The sequence below is a fragment of the Corynebacterium sp. LK31 genome, from assembly GCF_014335015.1.
GTDB lineage: Bacteria > Actinomycetota > Actinomycetes > Mycobacteriales > Mycobacteriaceae > Corynebacterium > Corynebacterium jeikeium_D.
Genome location: NZ_PDGW01000029.1, coordinates 22,653 through 40,479, shown reverse-complemented (window position 1 = coordinate 40,479; position 17,827 = coordinate 22,653). Strand labels below are relative to the sequence as shown.

Sequence of the window (17,827 nt, the reverse complement as noted above, 5' to 3'; positions counted from 1 at the left end):
TTCTAGGTTGTTGCAAAGCAGCTGAGAAAGATTGTGACCTACAGCCGCTTTCCTCAAATCGGGCTGCGTCCAGCAGTTCGGGAAGCGGGCAAGTGTGACAATCAATCGACAAACACCACCCACGCAACAAAGAAAGAGAAAGCGCATGGCATCGAAGCCACAGAAAACCTGCGTCGCCATTGACCTGGGCACCGCAACCATCTCGGCTGCAACCGTGGACGAAGATGGTGTTATCCAGCCAGTTCTTTTCCCCAGTGGAGATTCCTACGCGGCATCCCTACCAGTCGATAGCGACGGCGTGCTTCACGGGCCCGACTGGGGTGGGGAGGCCGTCGAATGGGTCGGAAACATCACGCGGTCACTGGCCAATAAGCCGTGGGTTATCGCCGATGTCCCTTACAGTTCCGCCACGCTTATCCAAATGGTCACCGCACCAGCTGTCGAACAGGCGAAAACCAACCTCGGCGCCATGCCTGATTGTCTCGTCGCCATCACTCCGAATCACTGGCCTGACTACATCGTGGATTCCTACATTGTCGGTCTGGAGCGACACGGTATCCGTGTCTATACCATCTCTCCGCAGGAAGCGATAGCCGCATCCCTTCCTGAAAACTCTCCAACTGGTTACGTCACCTATTTCGATTTCGGCGCCACGAGTACATCATTGTCCCTGGTCAAATGCAATCGCGTGCGCAAGCGCGGTGAGGTTACCTTCCATATCGTCGATCCGAACGGAGGCGAGCGTCGCGTCTATGCGGCTGTGGCCGGTCGCATCGCCGGGGAAGCTAATCCTGCTTTTTCCCCTGATCGCCAATGGATGCTGAATGCGGCCTTCGATGTCGGCGAAGCTCGGCTTGCCGCTCACGAGTCCGACACCACAGGGGACGTGACAATCTCGCTGCCTGACCCCATTGGCTCGGTCAACATCTCTGCTCGCACACTCCTCGACTACATCGAAGAAGAAGTATGCTGCGTCATTCAAGATCTCATTGACCGGCCGGAGGTCACTCAAGCCTGGGAAGAAGAGGGGGGCGCAACCCCCAACTTGCACATCGTTGGTGGCTACAGCCGGGACGTCACCGCGGCCAACGCACTGCGCTCAGTCCTATGCGGATACGACGCGGTGGAATACCCTGCTGCATCACTGGCCGTCGGTGCCGCCACAGTTGGAGCAGCCAAGTGACCAGTGGAACCGCACTTATTGCAGCAGCAAGACAAGTCCCCGTTGAAATCCCCAACTGGCCACTATCGCGGGTTCTAAGAAAGGCAATTCAACACTACAATCGCCGAAACCCTGACAAGCCACCTGCGACAATGCAGTCCGACCCCGAGTTTCTTAAGCGCATTGCGGTCAATTGGCTTCGCCACATGGGAAGTAACTACGACGCACATCGCAACTCCATCAGCGCACTTGCGCACAAGGAAGACCGAAAAACAGCCGGCTCCATCGTTAAAGGCCGCATCCTCGCGCAAATCGCGATTCAATATCCGCAGTTGGCAGACGAAGCGAGACACCAAGCATTCCGAGAAGACCGGAAAGCATAAAAGGCCACGTCACACCTAGTTTATTACGGCATGTAAAACTCCCCGTGAATACTCGGGGAGTTTTACTGTCCGCTCTCATCGCGCAGATGTGGCCAATGGAAAGCACCACTAGGGAACAATGAAATCCAGAGACGCCCGGAAAGCCCAACAGGAAAGGAGTACGCAATGCCAATCCCCGGTGTACGAGAAACCGCAGCAGGCTGGGTAGCGGTAACGAAAAACTCTCCGCCCCCAGCTCAACCTCAGAGCTCCCAACGACGCTGGTTTACTTGGAAAAAGCCCGCTCCAGCCCCTGATGCGCCAGTCATTGAGCGAGCCGCATTCCGCTACGACAACATAGTCGAATACGCAGATCGAGCAGTCGCGGCCATCGGCGCCATTGCTCACTCCGACTGTTTCAAAAAAGGAATCCTCGGAGAACGCAATGCGACAGGCGCCATCTTGACGAACCGACTGTTCGACTGCCTTGAAAACATGCTCAAAGTCGATCAGCTTGCCCGGAAAGCCCAGAGCATCAGTGAAAAAGCTGAAGCCGCCGGAATCGCGGACACCACAGGCGCAGCCATTGAAAAGTCCATCAAAACCAGTGTCATCGCTCCAGTCTGTCAGCTAGAGGAACTCGCGAGCCAAGTTCTCATCCTCGACCTTCAGGCAGTAAACAGCGAAGACTTCCGCTTCCAGCAGCCCACATCGTTTGAAGATCTGGAAGGCCGCGTCTTTGCGGCCGCACAACTATCCGAAATCTAGCCCGACCTTCCGGGGACGTGACACACCCACGTCCTGCGCCCAACACCAGGAAAACACCAACATGACCTACTACATCGAAGAAATCGAACACGACCCCGAGATCTACGAACCACTCAGCGGAACCGAATGCGCCGGACACCTTTACGTAGACAAAGGGGCAGACTTCATCACCGTCACCCTCGGAAACGAAAAGACCGACATTTACCTCGACGAACCATTCACAGGAGAAGGAGACTGGGAAAACCAGCTCAGCGCTATCCTCGACGTCAACGGCATCGACCGCTCAGATGCTGCCTACATCGACTGTGGGTTCGCAATCGTCGCCTACCTCTAAAAAGAGGAGACATCGCAACACCATGCCGTCACCCTCGCGCACCCATCACCCCTGGTGGGAGGACACCCTATCCCGCTACAGCCAGATGCTGAATACCCAACAACCAAACCGCATCCGCATCGGCGCCACCGCTGGCATCGACCCATCAGGGCAAACGTTCATTGCTCCCCAGAGGCTCATCCGCGATCTCAACGGCACTCCTGCCGGCGAATGGGTAGTCGCCCGCGCACTATGCCGACACCTGCAAAAGCCCCGCACCACCACCCTCGAACGAATGATTGCGCTGGTAAGCATGATGACGGCAGTGTCCGGCTTCCTAGTACTTCTCGCATGGGCAATCTCGCCCACAAACAGCAGCCTCGGGCTCATCTTCGCCGCTATCGCCGTCATTTTCTTCTTTGCCGCCACAGCAATAGGTCGCGCGGCATCCCACAAGCTCCGGGAAATCAAGTACCACGCTGACCTGACTGCCACCGTCACCGCAGGCTCCGACGCTGCCAAGGACTACTTCGACAGAGGCGGCGACCAACACCGCACACTGCTCCACACGTATCTACTCGGAGAGCTCCCCGCCGCATCACTGCGTCACCAACTCGACCTAGACTAAGCCCGCAGCAATCGACTGTCCGCCCAAAAAAACAGCGAACAACTGGGAAAACAGCACAATCCCCGCAGAACTAAACCGGCCAGTTTCTCCACTGCGAATGCGAACCTAAACCCATCACCAACACACGCATTGCACGCACAGAAGGAGACAGGACAATGGCAAAGGACATCGACGGAATCAAGACCAAGATTCAAAAGTTGCTGGCACAGGCACAAGACCGAGCAGGAACACCTGAAGGAGACGCCTTCCAAGAAAAGGCATTCGCACTGCTTGCCAGCTACGGGCTAAAGGAATCCGACATCAAAGATGCCGAGCACAACCCCTCCGACATTCTCCGCGAAATCGTGCACCTGCACGGTCGCTACATCCCACTTCAGCAGTACCTACTGACCAAAATCAGCCGAGCACTGCACTGCCGGGTGGTATTCACCGACAAGACAGGTTTCCTCTTTGGCGCGCGACGCCACATCGAGCGCGTAATGATGCTGTTTCCCATGCTCAACAACATCATGGCAGCGGGAGCCACAAAGCAGAAAGCCGATGCGCTCTCCGCGCTCAACACCACCCAACTGCGACGCAGCTACATGTACGGATTCTCTAACGGAGTCGAAATCCGTCTAGCCAAGGCCGATAAGGACGTCGCAAAAGAATCCGGCGTCGGCACGGAAATCATGCTTGCTGATGACGAGTTGCGAGCAAAAGCAGCACTCAATAAAGCTTTCCCCCGCGTAAAAGCCACCCGGCGGACAGCAGCACTCAGCGCCACCGCTCTCGAAGCCGGCATGGCAGAAGCCCGCAAGCTTGACCTTGACCAAAAGCTCTCCTCGCGACGAGCAGCACTGACACGCTAGAAACCCCAAATACCCTGCTAAGCAGGGTGGGAAAGCAGGGGAGTGTCCACAGCCGACAGGCTCGAACTGCCGTCGATCGCACAGTTTCGGCCAGGTTTACAACACTGTGCCCAATACTGCAGGGGAACCAAAACACCACCACGCGAAAGAAGGTTTCCCATGAGTATCGCCAATGCTCGATGCGGAGCCAATAGCGCTCACGAACCCGTCAGCGTCACGCTCCCTATCGTCGTGACCCTCCCGTACGCCCAAGGGCGGCAGATTCTCCCCCGTAGCACACAATTCATGCGCCCCATCAAGGTCACCATTCCCAGCATTCAGGGCACTCAGATCAGCCGTAACCTCACCGGCTATGACCCGTCAGATGGTGTCTACTTTAACGAGGCAACCGCAACCTACTGGGATAAAAACAGTGGAAACACCACTGGCAGCGACCTCCAAGAAAGGTTCTCCGACGACGCCGCTAGCCGATGGACTCCCTACCGCAGGGAAGAACCAATCCACAACATCCCCGAGGACTGGAAGATCTACTGCCGCATCGCTCACCTCGACAGCACGGCAGTAAACCGGCATCTCGATGCCCACCCCATTGAGCTTCAAGATCTACCAATGCAGTCTCTCACTCGAACCAAACGAGGCGGTTGGATTGTCACCAACCCGGAGCCCGCGCTCGATGCTGCAGAACGGATAGCCAGAACAGCGCTACGCAACGTTGCCCTCATAGACGGCGTGCTGACCGATGCTGTTTCAGAGCCTGTCATTGTCTTGCGGCCTGCATGTCACAACAACGATTCAATCGTGCGACCGTGGGCCGACATCGACTGGCGCGATGATGTTCACCCAGGAGAGACCTTCTTCCGGCTTACCAACGACATCCGCCAGAGGTGCGGCAACGAGTACTTCGATGCCATGAGCGTGCTCGATGAAGCCTCTCCGGCGTGGACAGCGCCGCCCGTTGACCAGGTGCTCGGCGAGGTGAGAGGGCAGGTGCAGCGCTGCCGGGATGAACTCATTGCAGCCCTGGAAGTCCATTCTCCACACGACTTCGATTACTACCGTGCCGTCGATCTCTTCAACCGTTTTAGCGACAAAGTACTGGAGCAGGAGCTGCTAGAAGGCCTGGCGGGCTAGTCTCGCGGCTGCGACCCCCTTTTTGCGGCGGGGCGCGAGAGAGTACCAACTGTCCGTCGGCTACGGAGACCGAAGCGACTGCCGATAGCGCAGTTCAGGGAACTAAAACACCTTTCGGACTACACCTGTAGTCAAGTAGTGACTACAGGTGTAGGCACAGCGTGGGAAAGGGGTAGATGCAGCCGTTGGGCGCGACGCGAACGCCACCGATACTCATCTCCATCCAACACGACTAGCCAGCGCCCCACACCGACCGCAACCAGGCGTTTTCCCCAATGCGGGCATCGATTGTCCACCCCGTCGCGCACCTGTTCGACTGCCAACCGGCCAGCCAATCCGGGCGCCACGGCATAGTGAAACCAAACACCACCACACGAGAAGAGGACACCATGAAATACACCTACCTCGGCCTCGACGTCGAAACCACAGGCATCGACCCCTACGGAGAAGACCCGGCTGGCCTGCTTGAAGTTGGACTCGTCGCCTTCGACCGCAACATGCAGCCAGGAGCACACTTCCAATCCCTCGTAGCCTCTCCGGTCGCACAGAACCACATCGACAAAGGCATCAGCCCCTACGTACATCAAATGCACACCAAAAACGGGCTCTTCAACGACCTCGCCCACGCAAACCCCACAGACATCAGCGTGGACAAGGTACAGGAACGCGCACTAGAGTTCGTCGCCACACACTTCGGAGAGCACAAACCCTTCATGCTCGGATCATCGCTCACTCTGGATCGCACCTTCCTGTCAGCCGAAATGCCCCTTTTGCTCGATGCCTTCCATTTCCGCAGCATCGACGCAACGAGCCTGGTGCTTATCTGCACCGAAACCCTCGGCATCGACGGTGACCAGTTCCAGGCGAGGCAACCAGCGCCAGCATCTCAGGGTCTTCGTGGTAGCGCTCACCGTGTCATTGATGACCTTCATCGCAGCGCCTACCTCGCGCGCCGCGCAATCACCCTCATGGCGAACCGCGGAGAGCTTGCGGGCACCCTCGCTGCATAGGGAATCGACATGGAACCTAGTCGGGGCTAGGGGAGGGGGTAGCTCCGTATGGTTCACATCACAAAAAGAATTGCGGCTTCCACCTGGCTACTCTTGAACCACGTAACTACATCTGTAGTTGCAGGCCAAAAAGTAGCTTTGCAATGCGTTGAGAACCCCACTATCACGTGCGACAATCGACAGTGTTCATCCCAGTTGTCGAACTGCGATGGATACACTTTTAGTGTGGTGCGAGCGCCCGGCATTCCCCCTAAGAAAGCCCGCTCGGTTTTTGGTGAAAGGACGGTAGGTTGCTCCTACCGTCCTTTCTTAATGTCCAAGACTTCGCTGGGCTTAACTGCGCAGTCCAATTGTCTCCAGCGAGCTGAGGACGTTCCGGTTTTGTATGCGGGGCAATTCCTCCTCGGCCTGATGGTCTACGTTCCCCGCGCAAGCGGGTTTCTTTAGGATCGTTAATCCTCCAGTGCAGGGAACTGTCCAGCACCAGTACGCTGACGCCGCCGGCAACAAAAGCTCTTGCTCGCAAGCTCGGCCAGGCCGGGAAGTGGTGTTGAGATGCTGAACGCATCACCGCTATCCACACGACCTAAAGGAGCCGCCATGACTGCACCAACCTTTGCCCGCACCACCCGACAAACTGCGACCGCAACATTGGGTACAGACATTTCCCACACGGCAAGCCTCGATGACGCCCTCGAACTTGCCGACCTGAATTGGAACATCATCGAAGAGCCCGCAGAAAAGATCTCGCTGCTCACAGACGAAGGAGTTATCACCACCTCCATTCCAGGCCAGCGCCTGATTATGCGTGATGATAACTTCACCACTCTTGGCGTCGTTGGCTCCCGCTACGAGCCGGTTGCCAATGCCGATGCCTTTGCCCTCGCAGACGCTGCACACATGCTCGGCGCCGAGTTCTCCCACGCGGGAGAACTTGACCACGGCCGAAAGACTTTCCTGAGCATGAAACTGCCAGAAGCACAGATCACCGTCGGCGGCTATGACATCATTGACTTCTCAATCAATCTCTCCGCAGACCACGCCGGACGGGGAACCATCCTCGGTGACATCCAGGGAACTCGGCTGGTATGCACCAACGGTATGCGCACAGGATTTGGTGACAAGTTCACCTGGAGTATCCGCCACACTAAGACCGCAGAGCAGCGCATGGACGAAGCGCGTGAAACACTGCATCGAGCCATGATTTACGCTGCGGACTTCGCAGACTGTGCGGAGGCGCTCATAGCGAGCAAGTTCACTGCCAACGAGTTCGATGGCTTTATTGGTGCACTTTTCCCCAAGCCAGATGAGGAAATGGGTGTGCGTGCAGTCACCTCGTGGGAAAAGCGCCGTGACCAGCTAATGCACCTGTTCGTTAATGAAGAAACCCAGGAGGAAGGCCGCAATACGAAGTGGGCTGCATACAACGCTGTTGCAGAGTGGAATGACTGGGTTAGGCCAGCGCAGGGCGGAGCCGAAGGCCGTGCACTTCGCAACTTCCGAACCCGCAATAGCTCCAACGCCGTAAACCGGGCATTCGACCTTCTGGTCGCTTAGCGCAACACCCTCAGAGCCCTCGGTAGCTACCGCCGAGGGCTTTCGTGTGGGGTGGGCTTACTGGCTGTGTGATTGGACTGTCCGACTACGGTTCAGCCACATACTCGCTGTACATAGCGCATAAATAGATGGTGACTACACACGTAGTGAGTGAATGACTACGTGAGTAGTCGCGTAGTGGAAATCATTTCGGCCAGATAGTGAAGCGTGGTTGCGACACTAAGCGCAGTTGTTCGCCACACACGAGAGGAAATCTACGATGACTACCGCAACTCAGACCATCGTCACCATTCCCGCTAAACCGCTTCGCCGCGCAACTAACTCACTCTTCCGTAAGCTCACGAGCACTACGGTCGCAGCCCTGCGTGTTGAAAACGGTAGCCTTTACCTGGAGTGCCGCGAAAACGAGAACTACGCATCGCGCTGGATCTGCGCTGTCGATACCCAAGATGCAATCTGCATGACCTGCAACGCAACCGAGTTCCGCAACTTCATCGAGTCGGCAACGCCCACTCTGTCAGACCCGGCAGCCGACACGGCATTCGTCGATCTATCCATCTCCGCTGGTGAAATGGCATTTCAGGCAGAATCCAGCCCGTCGTTCGCCCCTTGTGTCACCTCTGGCAACCCCGATTCGGAGCCGTATTTCCGCGTATCTGCAAAAGCATTCAAGGAGGCTATCTCCGCAATTGAGGTAGCACGAGGCGAGCTGCAGGGCGCACAGGGGAGAAAGCATCAGATGCTAGAGTCCTTTTACGTCTACTGTGAGGGAAATCAAGTCACTCTCCTTGCCACGGATCGCATTAGGATTGCAAAGCGAGTTCTGGAAGTGACCCCTCTATGCGAGCAGCCCGATAGTACGCATAGACGCTTCACGATTGATGCCCGCCTGGTAGAGAACTTTGTGCGTTCGATTCAGTCAAATGGCGAGGTAGAGTGCCGATTGGCGGGTGGTGGCGATGCTGTCATACTTTCCTCCGAGGAAGCTATGACAAGGATTAATGCCTACGATCCGGAAGTTGAGCTGGGAGTCTTCTTTACAGCCAAGGCTACGTCGGTCGTGCTGATTGACACAGCGCAGTTCAAACGGGCGATCAAGAATGCCGCTCCGCGCGTGTCTCGCAATGGGGACGTGACTTTCGATATGCAAGATGGGCGAGTTCGATGCTTGGCAACTACCAAGAGTGAGCCGGCTGAACTGCATGACTGTGGAGCGAGCGGTCATGGCAGCGCACTTTTCCGAGTTGATCTGCAGTACCTACTTAATGGCCTGCGCTGCATTGATTGTGACAAAGTGGCGCTATTCCTTGAGGAAGATGCGTCACGTCGCCCGATTCGCTTTAATCCTGCCAGCTCGCAAGATGACGGCGAGCTCATTCCGGGAGTCAGTAGTTCGTCCTACGTTCTCATGCCGATTCGACTGCCGAGCTAATGAGTGGCGGCATGTGATGTGAGATTGCCGTCAAACGTTAGACGCTTGATGGCCAATACGACGTTGCTAGTATCGTTCGAGTCTCGATGTCCTATAGGAGTCTAGAGAACCTACGGAAGTCATTAGTGCTACTACAGGACACAAGAGCATGAATGAGTATGACGTACACCAATTTATGTGTGAGGAATATCACAGGCGGGAATTTTCAGGTGATAAAACGGATAATCTCAATTATCCGTAAAGTAGAATTGGCTCAAATCCCCCTCCCCGCAAGGCGGGATTGAGTGCAAAAAGACACTCTGCAGATCATTGAACAATCTGAGGCGAAAAGCCGACTACCAGGACTAATGAGCGTTTAATGGTCGTGTAGAGGTGTCGATGGAAGGTTGTGAGTGTCCACGGCATCGACGGTCAAAAACGCCGATCCAGCAAGGGGTTGTCGATGGTTTTACCGGCACGCTCTAACCCTTGCTTCTAGTGGTCTGAATATGTTAGGCGCATCAGCCCAATAATGTCACTGTGACAAATATAAGGCGATATGAGTGTGGCGCAGAACTAGCGAGAAAAACAATGTTCCAAGTTGGGACACGCAACCACGAGCAGTAAATAAAGAGCTAGACAGAACGCACAGCAATTAATGGAGACGATAGACATGACAAGGAAGCCAGCACCCAAACGATACCGGTGGCGCACAGGAACACCTGTACGCACAGTAGATGACGCAACCACAATGTTCCTTGCGCACTGCCAAGCGCAACGACTATCGGACAACACAATTCATGCCTATGTCAATGACCTCCGCACCATTGAACGCATAATCCGTGAACTGCTAGAGATACCCCGCGACCAACCAATCCCGATTGAGGACATAGACCGAAACCTACTCACCGACGCCTTCGCGGAATACGCCGCCGACCACGCGCCATCCTCACACCGACGATGCTGGGCGGCATGGAACGGAATGCTGCACCACCTTGTATCGCACGAGATCATAGACCGAAACCCTATGGCACAAGTCCCCTCCGCAAACGGCAACCACGGAACATCCGTCCCCAACGCCCTTCCCCCAGAAGCCGTCGAACGCCTACTCAGCACCCTCGCCGACCCCCAGCCTGAATACCGCACCGACAAATACCGGCAATGGTGGCAGCGAGACTACGCGATGATTCTCCTCATGCTCGCCACCGGAGTCCGTACCGACGAACTATGCGAACTCAACATCGGCAGCGTCTCTCCCACATTCGATGAATCCGGCGCACGAACTATCACAGTAGTAGGAAAAGGCGGCAAAGAACGGAAAATCCCCATTGAGAAGCCAGTGGGAGAAGCCATAGACGAATACCTAGTCTCTCGCGCTTCCCGCCTGCCAGAAACAGTTAACGACACATCGCGCAACAGCTTCAGTAGATGGGCGCCTGACCAGCCACTATTCATCAAAACAGACGGCACCAGAATCAACGACACCACGCTAACAAGCCGAGTATCTATCGCCTATAAACGCGCCGGCATCACCGGATACCGCGCCAAGGGGTCACTCAATCATCAGCTCCGCCACACGTTCGCAACCATGATGGCAGAAGATCCTGATGTCACCGTCTACCAACTCCAACGCCTTATGGGGCACAACTCAATCAACACGACAGAACGCTACACGCGCGGCGCCGGTCGCCACGTCCGCGATGCCATTAAACGCAACCCCATCTACAAAATGGTCGAATAACGCACGCCACCTAGCCCCTCTGAGCAGTACTGGAGGGGCGCTTTTGCGTTTCAACGCCGCACAGCGTCGCACAGCACACGGCCATGACTGTCCACACCAAGCAAAATAGCCAACCTCGGCCAACAGAAAGCGCTCTCATGCAACACTCGTAGGCACCACCATGCACACACCACAAGCAGGAGTTCCTATGTCCACCACGGGTTCCATACTCGCCGGTATCCTCTCGATTGCGATTGGAGTACTCGGACCCACCTCGCCAGACGCCACAGCAGAACAGCCCACGTCAGCCCCCTCCGCAGTCAGCGACCAAAGCGTTGACAAAGCTCGCGACCAACTCAACCAACTAGACGTCAAAGGCCGCGCACCCAAGACCGGATACTCACGCGCACAGTTCGGAAAGAGCTGGGATGACAACGTAGACGTCGAATACGGCAACAACAACTGCCCTACCAATGAAGACATTAAGGCCAGAGATTTCATCAACATTGCATTCGTTCCCAACACCGACGATTGCAAAGTGAAATCAGGTCTTCTTCACGACCCTTACAGCGGTAAGAAAGTCCAGTACCAGCGCACGAACAACGATCGCACAGTCAGCATTGACCACATCGTTTCCCTCTCCGATGCATGGCAAAAAGGTGCGCAGAAGCTCACCGCCAAGGAACGCCGCAACTTCGCCAACGATCCACGCAACCTTGTTGCCACGATGGACTCCCTCAACTCCCAAAAAGGCGACGGCGATGCAGCGACCTGGTTGCCCCCATCTAAGAGCTACCGCTGCGACTACGCCAAAAGTCAGATTGAGGTGAAAACCATCTATGAACTGTGGGTAACCGCTGCCGAAAAGGAAGCATTACACCGCCAGCTAGACACCTGCGACAGGTAAACGGGAAAGCTATCGGCCTGCTTATCGCACCCCTGCGGAAAGCAGGCTTTCCCTATACTCACCACGGAAAAACACCACCACACGAAGGACGAAAACATGTCTTCTCCCACTAAGGAAATTGACTACTTCGCAGCACGATCACTCGACGAAAAGCTCGCTGCAAACTCCGACAACATCACGCATGGCGACTTCACGCCAGAATCAGTCGCGTCATTCTTGACCACGGCAGCTAACCGCGTCATCAGCGTCGCTGAAGTAAGTGCTTGCTACCCAGCACCGTGGCGGCTCTCGCCAATCGAAGACCAAAAGGGGATGCTCATTGCACCAGACAACCGCGACGGGAATCCCTACGTGAACTTGAGCGCCGCAACGTCAGCAAAGATCTGCCGCATTTTCGTTGCCGCCGAGCCCTGGGTGCTCACAGAGATGGCAGAGGTCTTCAAGTCCGTAGCCAGCAGCGAAACATCAGGAGTTAAAGACAACGTATTGCGTATCGCGCTTCGCTGGAATGCGTCGATGAAGCTTAACTGTCAGAAGCTTCTGGAAGGCAGGGACGGACGAAGCCTGGAAGACATTGCGACGCCAATCCACGAACGGCGCGCAACCGAAGATGATGCCTAAAAGAAAGCGCAGTTCACAACATGGAAAACCAGTACTCACCGCACAACCAGTACCAGCAGTACCAGTACCCTACTGAGCAGAACGTCTACGGCCAGCCAGCTGATAATTCAGCCCCGAGCCTGGGCGACCGCTTTGACTGGAAACAGTTGGCTACCTCGATGATTATTCTGGGCGTCCTCGGCGGAGTCATCGTATTCGCAGTTGCATTCCTCGTTGACTTTGCTATCAGCGCCGGAGGAAATCAGCCGGGGTTCGGCGTCGAATACTGTGCAACTGGCGCGGCAATCGGAGCTATCCTAGCGACCCTTGTCGGCCTTCTGTATATTCCAGTTCTCGGTTCAGGAAATGAAAACCTCTTCCCGATAGCTGTCGTTCTACTAGGAGCCGCCGCAGTGGCGGTTATCACTGTGCGTGACGGCCTTTTTCAGGGAAATCTCACACCGCTTGTCTCAGTCGCCTTAATTCTTGGCTCGTGCGTTATCGCGGTGTTCTCCACGTCCAGAGTTGAGAAGGCCGAGTTCTAGCTATAGAGCGGAGTAGCCCTACTGAAGCAGGGCTACAGTAGACAAATGCCCCACACGAGAAGAGCTGACGAAACATTGACTGTCCGGCTTCGCTTTTCTCAATACTGGGGCATTTTCCCATTTCACAAGCCTAAATAGGCAGTCATTGGAGGACCTAAGCTACCGGCCAGGTAGCTGGTGGTGATTGCGACCATAAGACCATCACATTCACCGCCCCAAGGAGCACGCCATGACTGACAGCACTGCCAAGTTTATTGACGCGGACATTCTTGCCCTCAAGCCTGCTGAGCACCTTCCTGACTCTATGCTCAAGCGCCCCAACCACAAGATTCACCGCACGTCCTCCCTCGATGGTCTCTACTCAGCGCTCAATGCGCTCGGGGCGACCGTTGACCCCCTCAGCGTCAACGATGTGCCTACGTTTGTCCTCGGCAACCTTCGCTACACCTGCGACCGATTGGTTATCCCTCGCGAGGGCAAGTACGTGCACCACGAGTTCGTGGTCTGCACTAACCAGAACAATCCACGCCATATCGGCACTATCCTGTGCCCTACTTTCCGATTGACTGTGCCGGAGCTGCGGAGCGTATTTAAGGACGCTGCAGCCCGTTGGGATGCCATCGCTGAATGTGCTCGCTCCCGCACCTTTCACTCAGAGCTGGATTCCACGCTCGCAGACATGGTGAATCAGCTGGAGGGCAGCAACCAGTTGGCAGCATAGAGCGCATGGCAAGGAAACGACGGAAGAAAAAGACTACCGCTGCTCCCCCGCTCCCCTCTCCACGAGCAGGGGAGCAGTTATGGCTTCTAGAGCTTCCGTGGGGAATGCGCGACTCGCGACTGTCCTACCGCAAAGACATCAAAGCGTCACTGTATGTGGGCGAGAAAGTGCCGGATGACCTGGAGCCATACGCAGCCAAGCCGTATTCCTACCTGGCTTGGGTGCAAGATCAGATCAATCGACGCTCGACACCTACGATGCGAGCTAGCGCGGCGCCCAAAAGCCCACGCGCAGAACAAATAGAAGATGCGCGAGCGATTGTCACTGCAGCGGCTACAGGTTGGCGCGGAATCCTTGTGGCCAACGCTACTGGCACAGGAAAGACCCTGGCCTGCATCATCGCTGCGAAGGCAATCTGTTCTCTTCGAGGTGGAAACACTGTCGTTGTCACCGTAGATCGACCAGCCAGAATGAGCATTCCGATGTGGCGGTCAGCAATCGCATCTGTCGGCGATGGAGGTCTTCGCTGGATCATCGTCAGCAGCGATGGAGGACTGAAGAAACTGCTCCACCCCAATGGCCAGCCTCGTCTGAACCCCTGTGTGGTCATCAATGATGAGGCGCATGTCTTCCGTCGCGACTCCCAACGTACTGCCCGAATGCGACGGATCAATCGACTCGATGTGGCGCCGGCGAAGGATGTGCCATTTTGCATCAGCGTCACCGCTACTCCAGTTCACTCGCCGACCGAGTATCGGTATCTGGCATCCCTGTTTGCGCAGATTCATGGAGAACCTGTGGCAGCGTGGAAAGACTTGGATGCGGCGTTAAAGCGCAAGGGCATTGATGTCGATAAGCACGACAGTGTTGAGGTCGCCATGAAGGTGCGCGACTGGCTGTTGCGTAGCGATCCGCCGCTCATGCTGAACCGGCCCGCCCCGTGGGGTGCGGCAGAGATGGAGGCATTGCCTGTAACGCTCAGCCCTGACCAGATGCGCCAGTATTTGCTGGAGTGGGGAGATTTCCAGAGGGAAATGCACCTGGCACGTCGCGGAGCAGATGTAGCAAAGGGGTTAGCTGCACTGACGCGATTTCGGCAAAAGGCGGCGTACCTGCGGGTAGAAGAAACTGTCGAAAAGGTACTTGCTGACATTGAGGACGGTTACCAAGTGCTCGTTGCGGTGGAGCATGTCACGACTGCAGCAGATCCTATTGCCCAGTTGCTTGAAGACCGCGGCGAGCCCGTAGCTCGCATCTACGGGGGACGTGACACATTGGAGGAGGAACGGATCAAGTTCCAACGTGGCCGCTGCAAAGTCGCGGTCATCAACACAGTGTCGAGCATTTCACTTCACGCCAATGAGCAGCTCGCCGATGGAACCGTGGCCACCGCAGCGCCGCGCCGTGGCTATTTCCACCAACCGCGCTACTCGGCTATCGCCGCCCAGCAAATGATGGGACGAGCACATCGCGATGGCCAGCATTGCCCGTGGTTCCTCCTCTATGGAGAAAACACCATCGAAGAAAAAGCAGCTCAGCGAATGACCGAGAGGCTCATCGTCAATGCCACCAGCGTCGATGCTGACACATCGTTCCTCGCGAGCCTCGCATCACTTTTCGGTGCCGACTGGCTACCAATGCAGTCAGCGTTCGACTAATAGCCGCACTGCAGAATGAAGCTCCCTGGGGACGTGACACCCCTGGATGAGGATGCGCGATCTTCCCGGCTACGCTCCCCACTCTTGACTATTTCATGGGAAAAATTACCCCCATAAAAAGCGGTCGCTACCTATGTTTCGGGCATGTGTCGAAACGTAAAAGATGGCGGCCGCAGGTGCCCATCGTGCAATAGTCCACAAGCGAAGGCCAAGGCCGCGGCCAACCGCAGGAATGCACGTCAGGCACGAAAAAAGCTCGCTGAGTACCTGAACAGCATAGGCATGGAAGAGACCTCCGAACTGGTAAAGAAGTCTCCCCCGAGCCTCCTCGGCGATGTCATCCAGTCCCTCGACCTCAACGCCGAGGAGATTCTCGACGAAACTAAGTTACCTTCCGCCCATAATGGCATCGACCAGGACAAACTCAACGCAATTCTTGCATCAGCCAAGAAGGAAGCCGTCACTGGTGAGCAAAAGGCAGCCCTGGAGACCATCGCTGCGATTCCGGCCGACTCGTCAGACGAAGAAATCTTGCAGGCCATTGACAAGATTGTTGCCGGCGAACTTACCTCTAGCGAGGAAACTGATGCGTTTCTGGCAAACCTGAAGGATAACCCTAAGCGCATTGAAGCCCTGAAACAGGTCGCAGTGCAGAACTCCGGTATCGACATGGACTCTCTCGCGGCGATCGGCGGCGAGATTTCCACCAAGATGGGCAAGCGCGATTCCTCGGTCTACGAAACTGCGCAAGTAATCGTGCATGGCTCCGATACGCCTGTTGAAGGCCGGAGGCTCGATGGCGGTGGTGTCATCGTCCGCAATGGCGCTTCTGACTTTTCGCTGTACCAAGAGGTCAATGGCATCTGCTATCCCATCGGCTCTGCCTACTCGAAGAAGGAGGCCGTCACCAAGATCAACCGACTTCCGAAAGTTCAGCCGCTAACTTCTCTGCCTGAAGACGCTTCCGACCTGGAAAAACAAGTGTGGCAGATGAAGCGTGATGCGCAGCTGAAAAGCATGTCGGAAGCGCTCGAAAACTGCACATCAAAGGAAGCAGCACGCAAATACGTCAAGCAGGCGTTGACTGACATTGACGTCAAAGAAAAGGTCATAGACCTCACTGTCACCGGCCCAATTGACGTCGCTATTGACGATGCGGTCTCGCGACACGCAAAACGGGTACGCTTACTCAACGCCGAAGCCAAGGGTGAAGAAGCCCGAACGGCCGCACTTAAAGCTGGCGCTTCGACAATTGAGGCACAAGCAGCCTACGACAAGGCCAAGAAGCAGGCATTGGGCACGCCGACCCGCTTTGGCGGCATCATCCCACACTTCGACCACTCGCCAATTCCCGCTGACATGGATAAGTCGGTGTACGACTCGATGTATCGGTCGGGCATTCGAGCCTGGGGAAGTGTGACGTCCAAGGACTACTCGGTTATCTCCGGTGCTAAGGACGATCTAGCCAAATGGGGATTCAGCCAATCCGGCAGCAATCTCGTCAATACTGGTTCGGGCGCTATTTCATTGTCTCAGCAAACGCCGCTTGTGAAAGCAGCCCAGCCGTTCCTCGATGCTTTACCACCGACTCAGAGGCAGGCTCTGACCACATACACAGGCGGCTCATACAAAGCGATCAACGCTGCAATTACTGGCCGTGACGGAGTGACACCATCAAAGTCCACAGCCACCACCGTCAAACGGCTAGAGAAAGCCTTTGAGACACTCAAAGAAAAGCCCATTCTTGATAAACCCATCCAGATTGCCCGCGGCACCCGCATTCCCTCCGGGTGGAAAGGCACAGCCGACGAGTACTTTGAAACTGCCTTCTCCCCCGGCTCTCGCGTGGAAATGGGCAAGGTTTCCAGTTTCACAACCAACCCAGGAACCGCGTCAGGATTTTCCGGGGGCAGCAGCAACGGATACTTCATCGTGGCTTCCACACGCAATGGCCTGCCGGTAAAAGCGATCTCGAATTTCTCCGGTGAAGATGAAGTCATCCTCGCCCCAGGCCACCAAATGCGGTGCGTGCGGGTGGAGAAAAAAGGAATCAACGGAATGCCCACGGTCTACCTCGTAGACGAAGAAATGGCAGCTGAGGCACAAGATGGCGTGCTCGACTCCGCAATGGCCAAGGCCGCATAGTTCATTTCGGCCAGGAGTAAACAACGATGTCGCATAATAAACTTGCAAGTACACAGAAAGTGATTACCAGGAAGGAAGAACGATGACTAAGTTCACTGCATCTGAATGCGATGTTGTCGCGGACTACCTTCGTGACGGACAATTGCCCTCAGTCATCGCTGACCGTCTAGCCCGGATCCACGATCTCGACGAAGGCGAGACCCGAAATGTTGCAGCACTCGCTGGCGCAATTTACCGCAACGAGTTCTGGAAGAGTTACCTGAAGGAAGGCGAGGAATGGACGCGACCAGCCGATATTCCGGTCGCTCCTTAGTTGCTTCCCATCGGATTTCTGCATC

General features: G+C 55.8%; 20 protein-coding genes. 19 read left to right on the top strand and 1 reads right to left on the bottom strand.

Annotated features, from left to right (window positions below):
• Positions 1–145: 145 nt before the first annotated feature.
• From CRD18_RS10760 to CRD18_RS10730, 7 genes are all read left to right on the top strand, one after another.
• Positions 146–1,183 (top strand): hypothetical protein, encoded by a 1,038-nt coding sequence (locus CRD18_RS10760; protein WP_187406751.1) that lies wholly within the window; start codon positions 146–148, stop codon positions 1,181–1,183.
• A complete protein-coding gene (locus CRD18_RS10755; protein ID WP_147739818.1) occupies positions 1,180–1,545 on the top strand; it encodes a hypothetical protein in 366 nt (121 codons plus the stop codon). The genes CRD18_RS10760 and CRD18_RS10755 overlap by 4 nt, the downstream gene beginning before the upstream one ends.
• A gap of 165 nt (positions 1,546–1,710) precedes the next feature.
• Complete coding sequence (locus tag CRD18_RS10750) at positions 1,711–2,292, top strand: hypothetical protein (protein WP_187406750.1); 582 nt, start codon at positions 1,711–1,713, stop codon at positions 2,290–2,292.
• 61 nt (positions 2,293–2,353) lie between these two features.
• Positions 2,354–2,626: a hypothetical protein gene (locus CRD18_RS10745; protein ID WP_187406749.1), complete on the top strand. Its 273-nt coding sequence runs from the start codon at positions 2,354–2,356 to the stop codon at positions 2,624–2,626.
• A gap of 22 nt (positions 2,627–2,648) precedes the next feature.
• Positions 2,649–3,233, top strand: coding sequence for a hypothetical protein (locus CRD18_RS10740; RefSeq protein ID WP_187406748.1), 585 nt, complete (start codon positions 2,649–2,651; stop codon positions 3,231–3,233).
• Between the two features lie 155 nt (positions 3,234–3,388).
• Positions 3,389–4,084: a DUF2786 domain-containing protein gene (locus CRD18_RS10735; RefSeq protein WP_147739814.1), complete on the top strand. Its 696-nt coding sequence runs from the start codon at positions 3,389–3,391 to the stop codon at positions 4,082–4,084.
• Between the two features lie 159 nt (positions 4,085–4,243).
• Entirely contained in the window at positions 4,244–5,215 is a 972-nt protein-coding gene (locus CRD18_RS10730) for a hypothetical protein (protein WP_187406747.1), read from the top strand.
• A gap of 232 nt (positions 5,216–5,447) precedes the next feature.
• Here CRD18_RS10730 and CRD18_RS10725 read toward each other — a convergent pair whose 3' ends face one another.
• Positions 5,448–5,606 carry a hypothetical protein gene (locus tag CRD18_RS10725; protein WP_187406746.1) on the bottom strand — a complete coding sequence of 53 codons (159 nt, stop codon included), beginning with the start codon at positions 5,604–5,606 and terminating at the stop codon, positions 5,448–5,450.
• Between CRD18_RS10725 and CRD18_RS10720 the strand changes: the two genes are divergently transcribed.
• The 12 genes from CRD18_RS10720 to CRD18_RS10670 all read left to right on the top strand — a co-directional run bounded on the left by CRD18_RS10720 (position 5,605) and on the right by CRD18_RS10670 (position 17,802).
• Positions 5,605–6,225, top strand: coding sequence for an exonuclease domain-containing protein (locus tag CRD18_RS10720; RefSeq protein WP_187406745.1), 621 nt, complete (start codon positions 5,605–5,607; stop codon positions 6,223–6,225). The two genes, CRD18_RS10725 and CRD18_RS10720, sit on opposite strands and share 2 nt — an antisense overlap.
• A gap of 312 nt (positions 6,226–6,537) precedes the next feature.
• The gene (locus CRD18_RS11175) at positions 6,538–6,672 is read left to right on the top strand and encodes a hypothetical protein (protein WP_255498691.1); all 135 of its coding nucleotides are present in this window, start codon (positions 6,538–6,540) and stop codon (positions 6,670–6,672) included.
• Positions 6,673–6,825: 153 nt separating this feature from the next.
• The gene (locus CRD18_RS10715) at positions 6,826–7,782 is read left to right on the top strand and encodes a DUF932 domain-containing protein (protein WP_187406744.1); all 957 of its coding nucleotides are present in this window, start codon (positions 6,826–6,828) and stop codon (positions 7,780–7,782) included.
• A 259-nt stretch (positions 7,783–8,041) separates the two neighbouring features.
• Positions 8,042–9,214: a hypothetical protein gene (locus CRD18_RS10710; RefSeq protein WP_187406743.1), complete on the top strand. Its 1,173-nt coding sequence runs from the start codon at positions 8,042–8,044 to the stop codon at positions 9,212–9,214.
• A gap of 1,006 nt (positions 9,215–10,220) precedes the next feature.
• On the top strand, positions 10,221–10,934 hold the full coding sequence (locus tag CRD18_RS10705) for a tyrosine-type recombinase/integrase (protein WP_187406742.1): 714 nt from the start codon (positions 10,221–10,223) through the stop codon (positions 10,932–10,934).
• Between the two features lie 187 nt (positions 10,935–11,121).
• Entirely contained in the window at positions 11,122–11,820 is a 699-nt protein-coding gene (locus CRD18_RS10700; RefSeq protein WP_187406741.1) for an HNH endonuclease family protein, read from the top strand.
• Positions 11,821–11,916: 96 nt separating this feature from the next.
• Entirely contained in the window at positions 11,917–12,441 is a 525-nt protein-coding gene (locus CRD18_RS10695) for a hypothetical protein (RefSeq protein ID WP_187406740.1), read from the top strand.
• Between the two features lie 20 nt (positions 12,442–12,461).
• Complete coding sequence (locus tag CRD18_RS10690) at positions 12,462–12,965, top strand: hypothetical protein (RefSeq protein WP_187406739.1); 504 nt, start codon at positions 12,462–12,464, stop codon at positions 12,963–12,965.
• Positions 12,966–13,194: 229 nt separating this feature from the next.
• The gene (locus CRD18_RS10685) at positions 13,195–13,686 is read left to right on the top strand and encodes a hypothetical protein (RefSeq protein WP_187406738.1); all 492 of its coding nucleotides are present in this window, start codon (positions 13,195–13,197) and stop codon (positions 13,684–13,686) included.
• Positions 13,687–13,691: 5 nt separating this feature from the next.
• Positions 13,692–15,344, top strand: coding sequence for a DEAD/DEAH box helicase family protein (locus CRD18_RS10680; RefSeq protein ID WP_187406737.1), 1,653 nt, complete (start codon positions 13,692–13,694; stop codon positions 15,342–15,344).
• Between the two features lie 144 nt (positions 15,345–15,488).
• The gene (locus tag CRD18_RS10675) at positions 15,489–17,489 is read left to right on the top strand and encodes an ADP-ribosyltransferase (RefSeq protein ID WP_187406736.1); all 2,001 of its coding nucleotides are present in this window, start codon (positions 15,489–15,491) and stop codon (positions 17,487–17,489) included.
• A gap of 82 nt (positions 17,490–17,571) precedes the next feature.
• A complete protein-coding gene (locus CRD18_RS10670; RefSeq protein WP_187406735.1) occupies positions 17,572–17,802 on the top strand; it encodes a hypothetical protein in 231 nt (76 codons plus the stop codon).
• Positions 17,803–17,827: the final 25 nt, after the last annotated feature.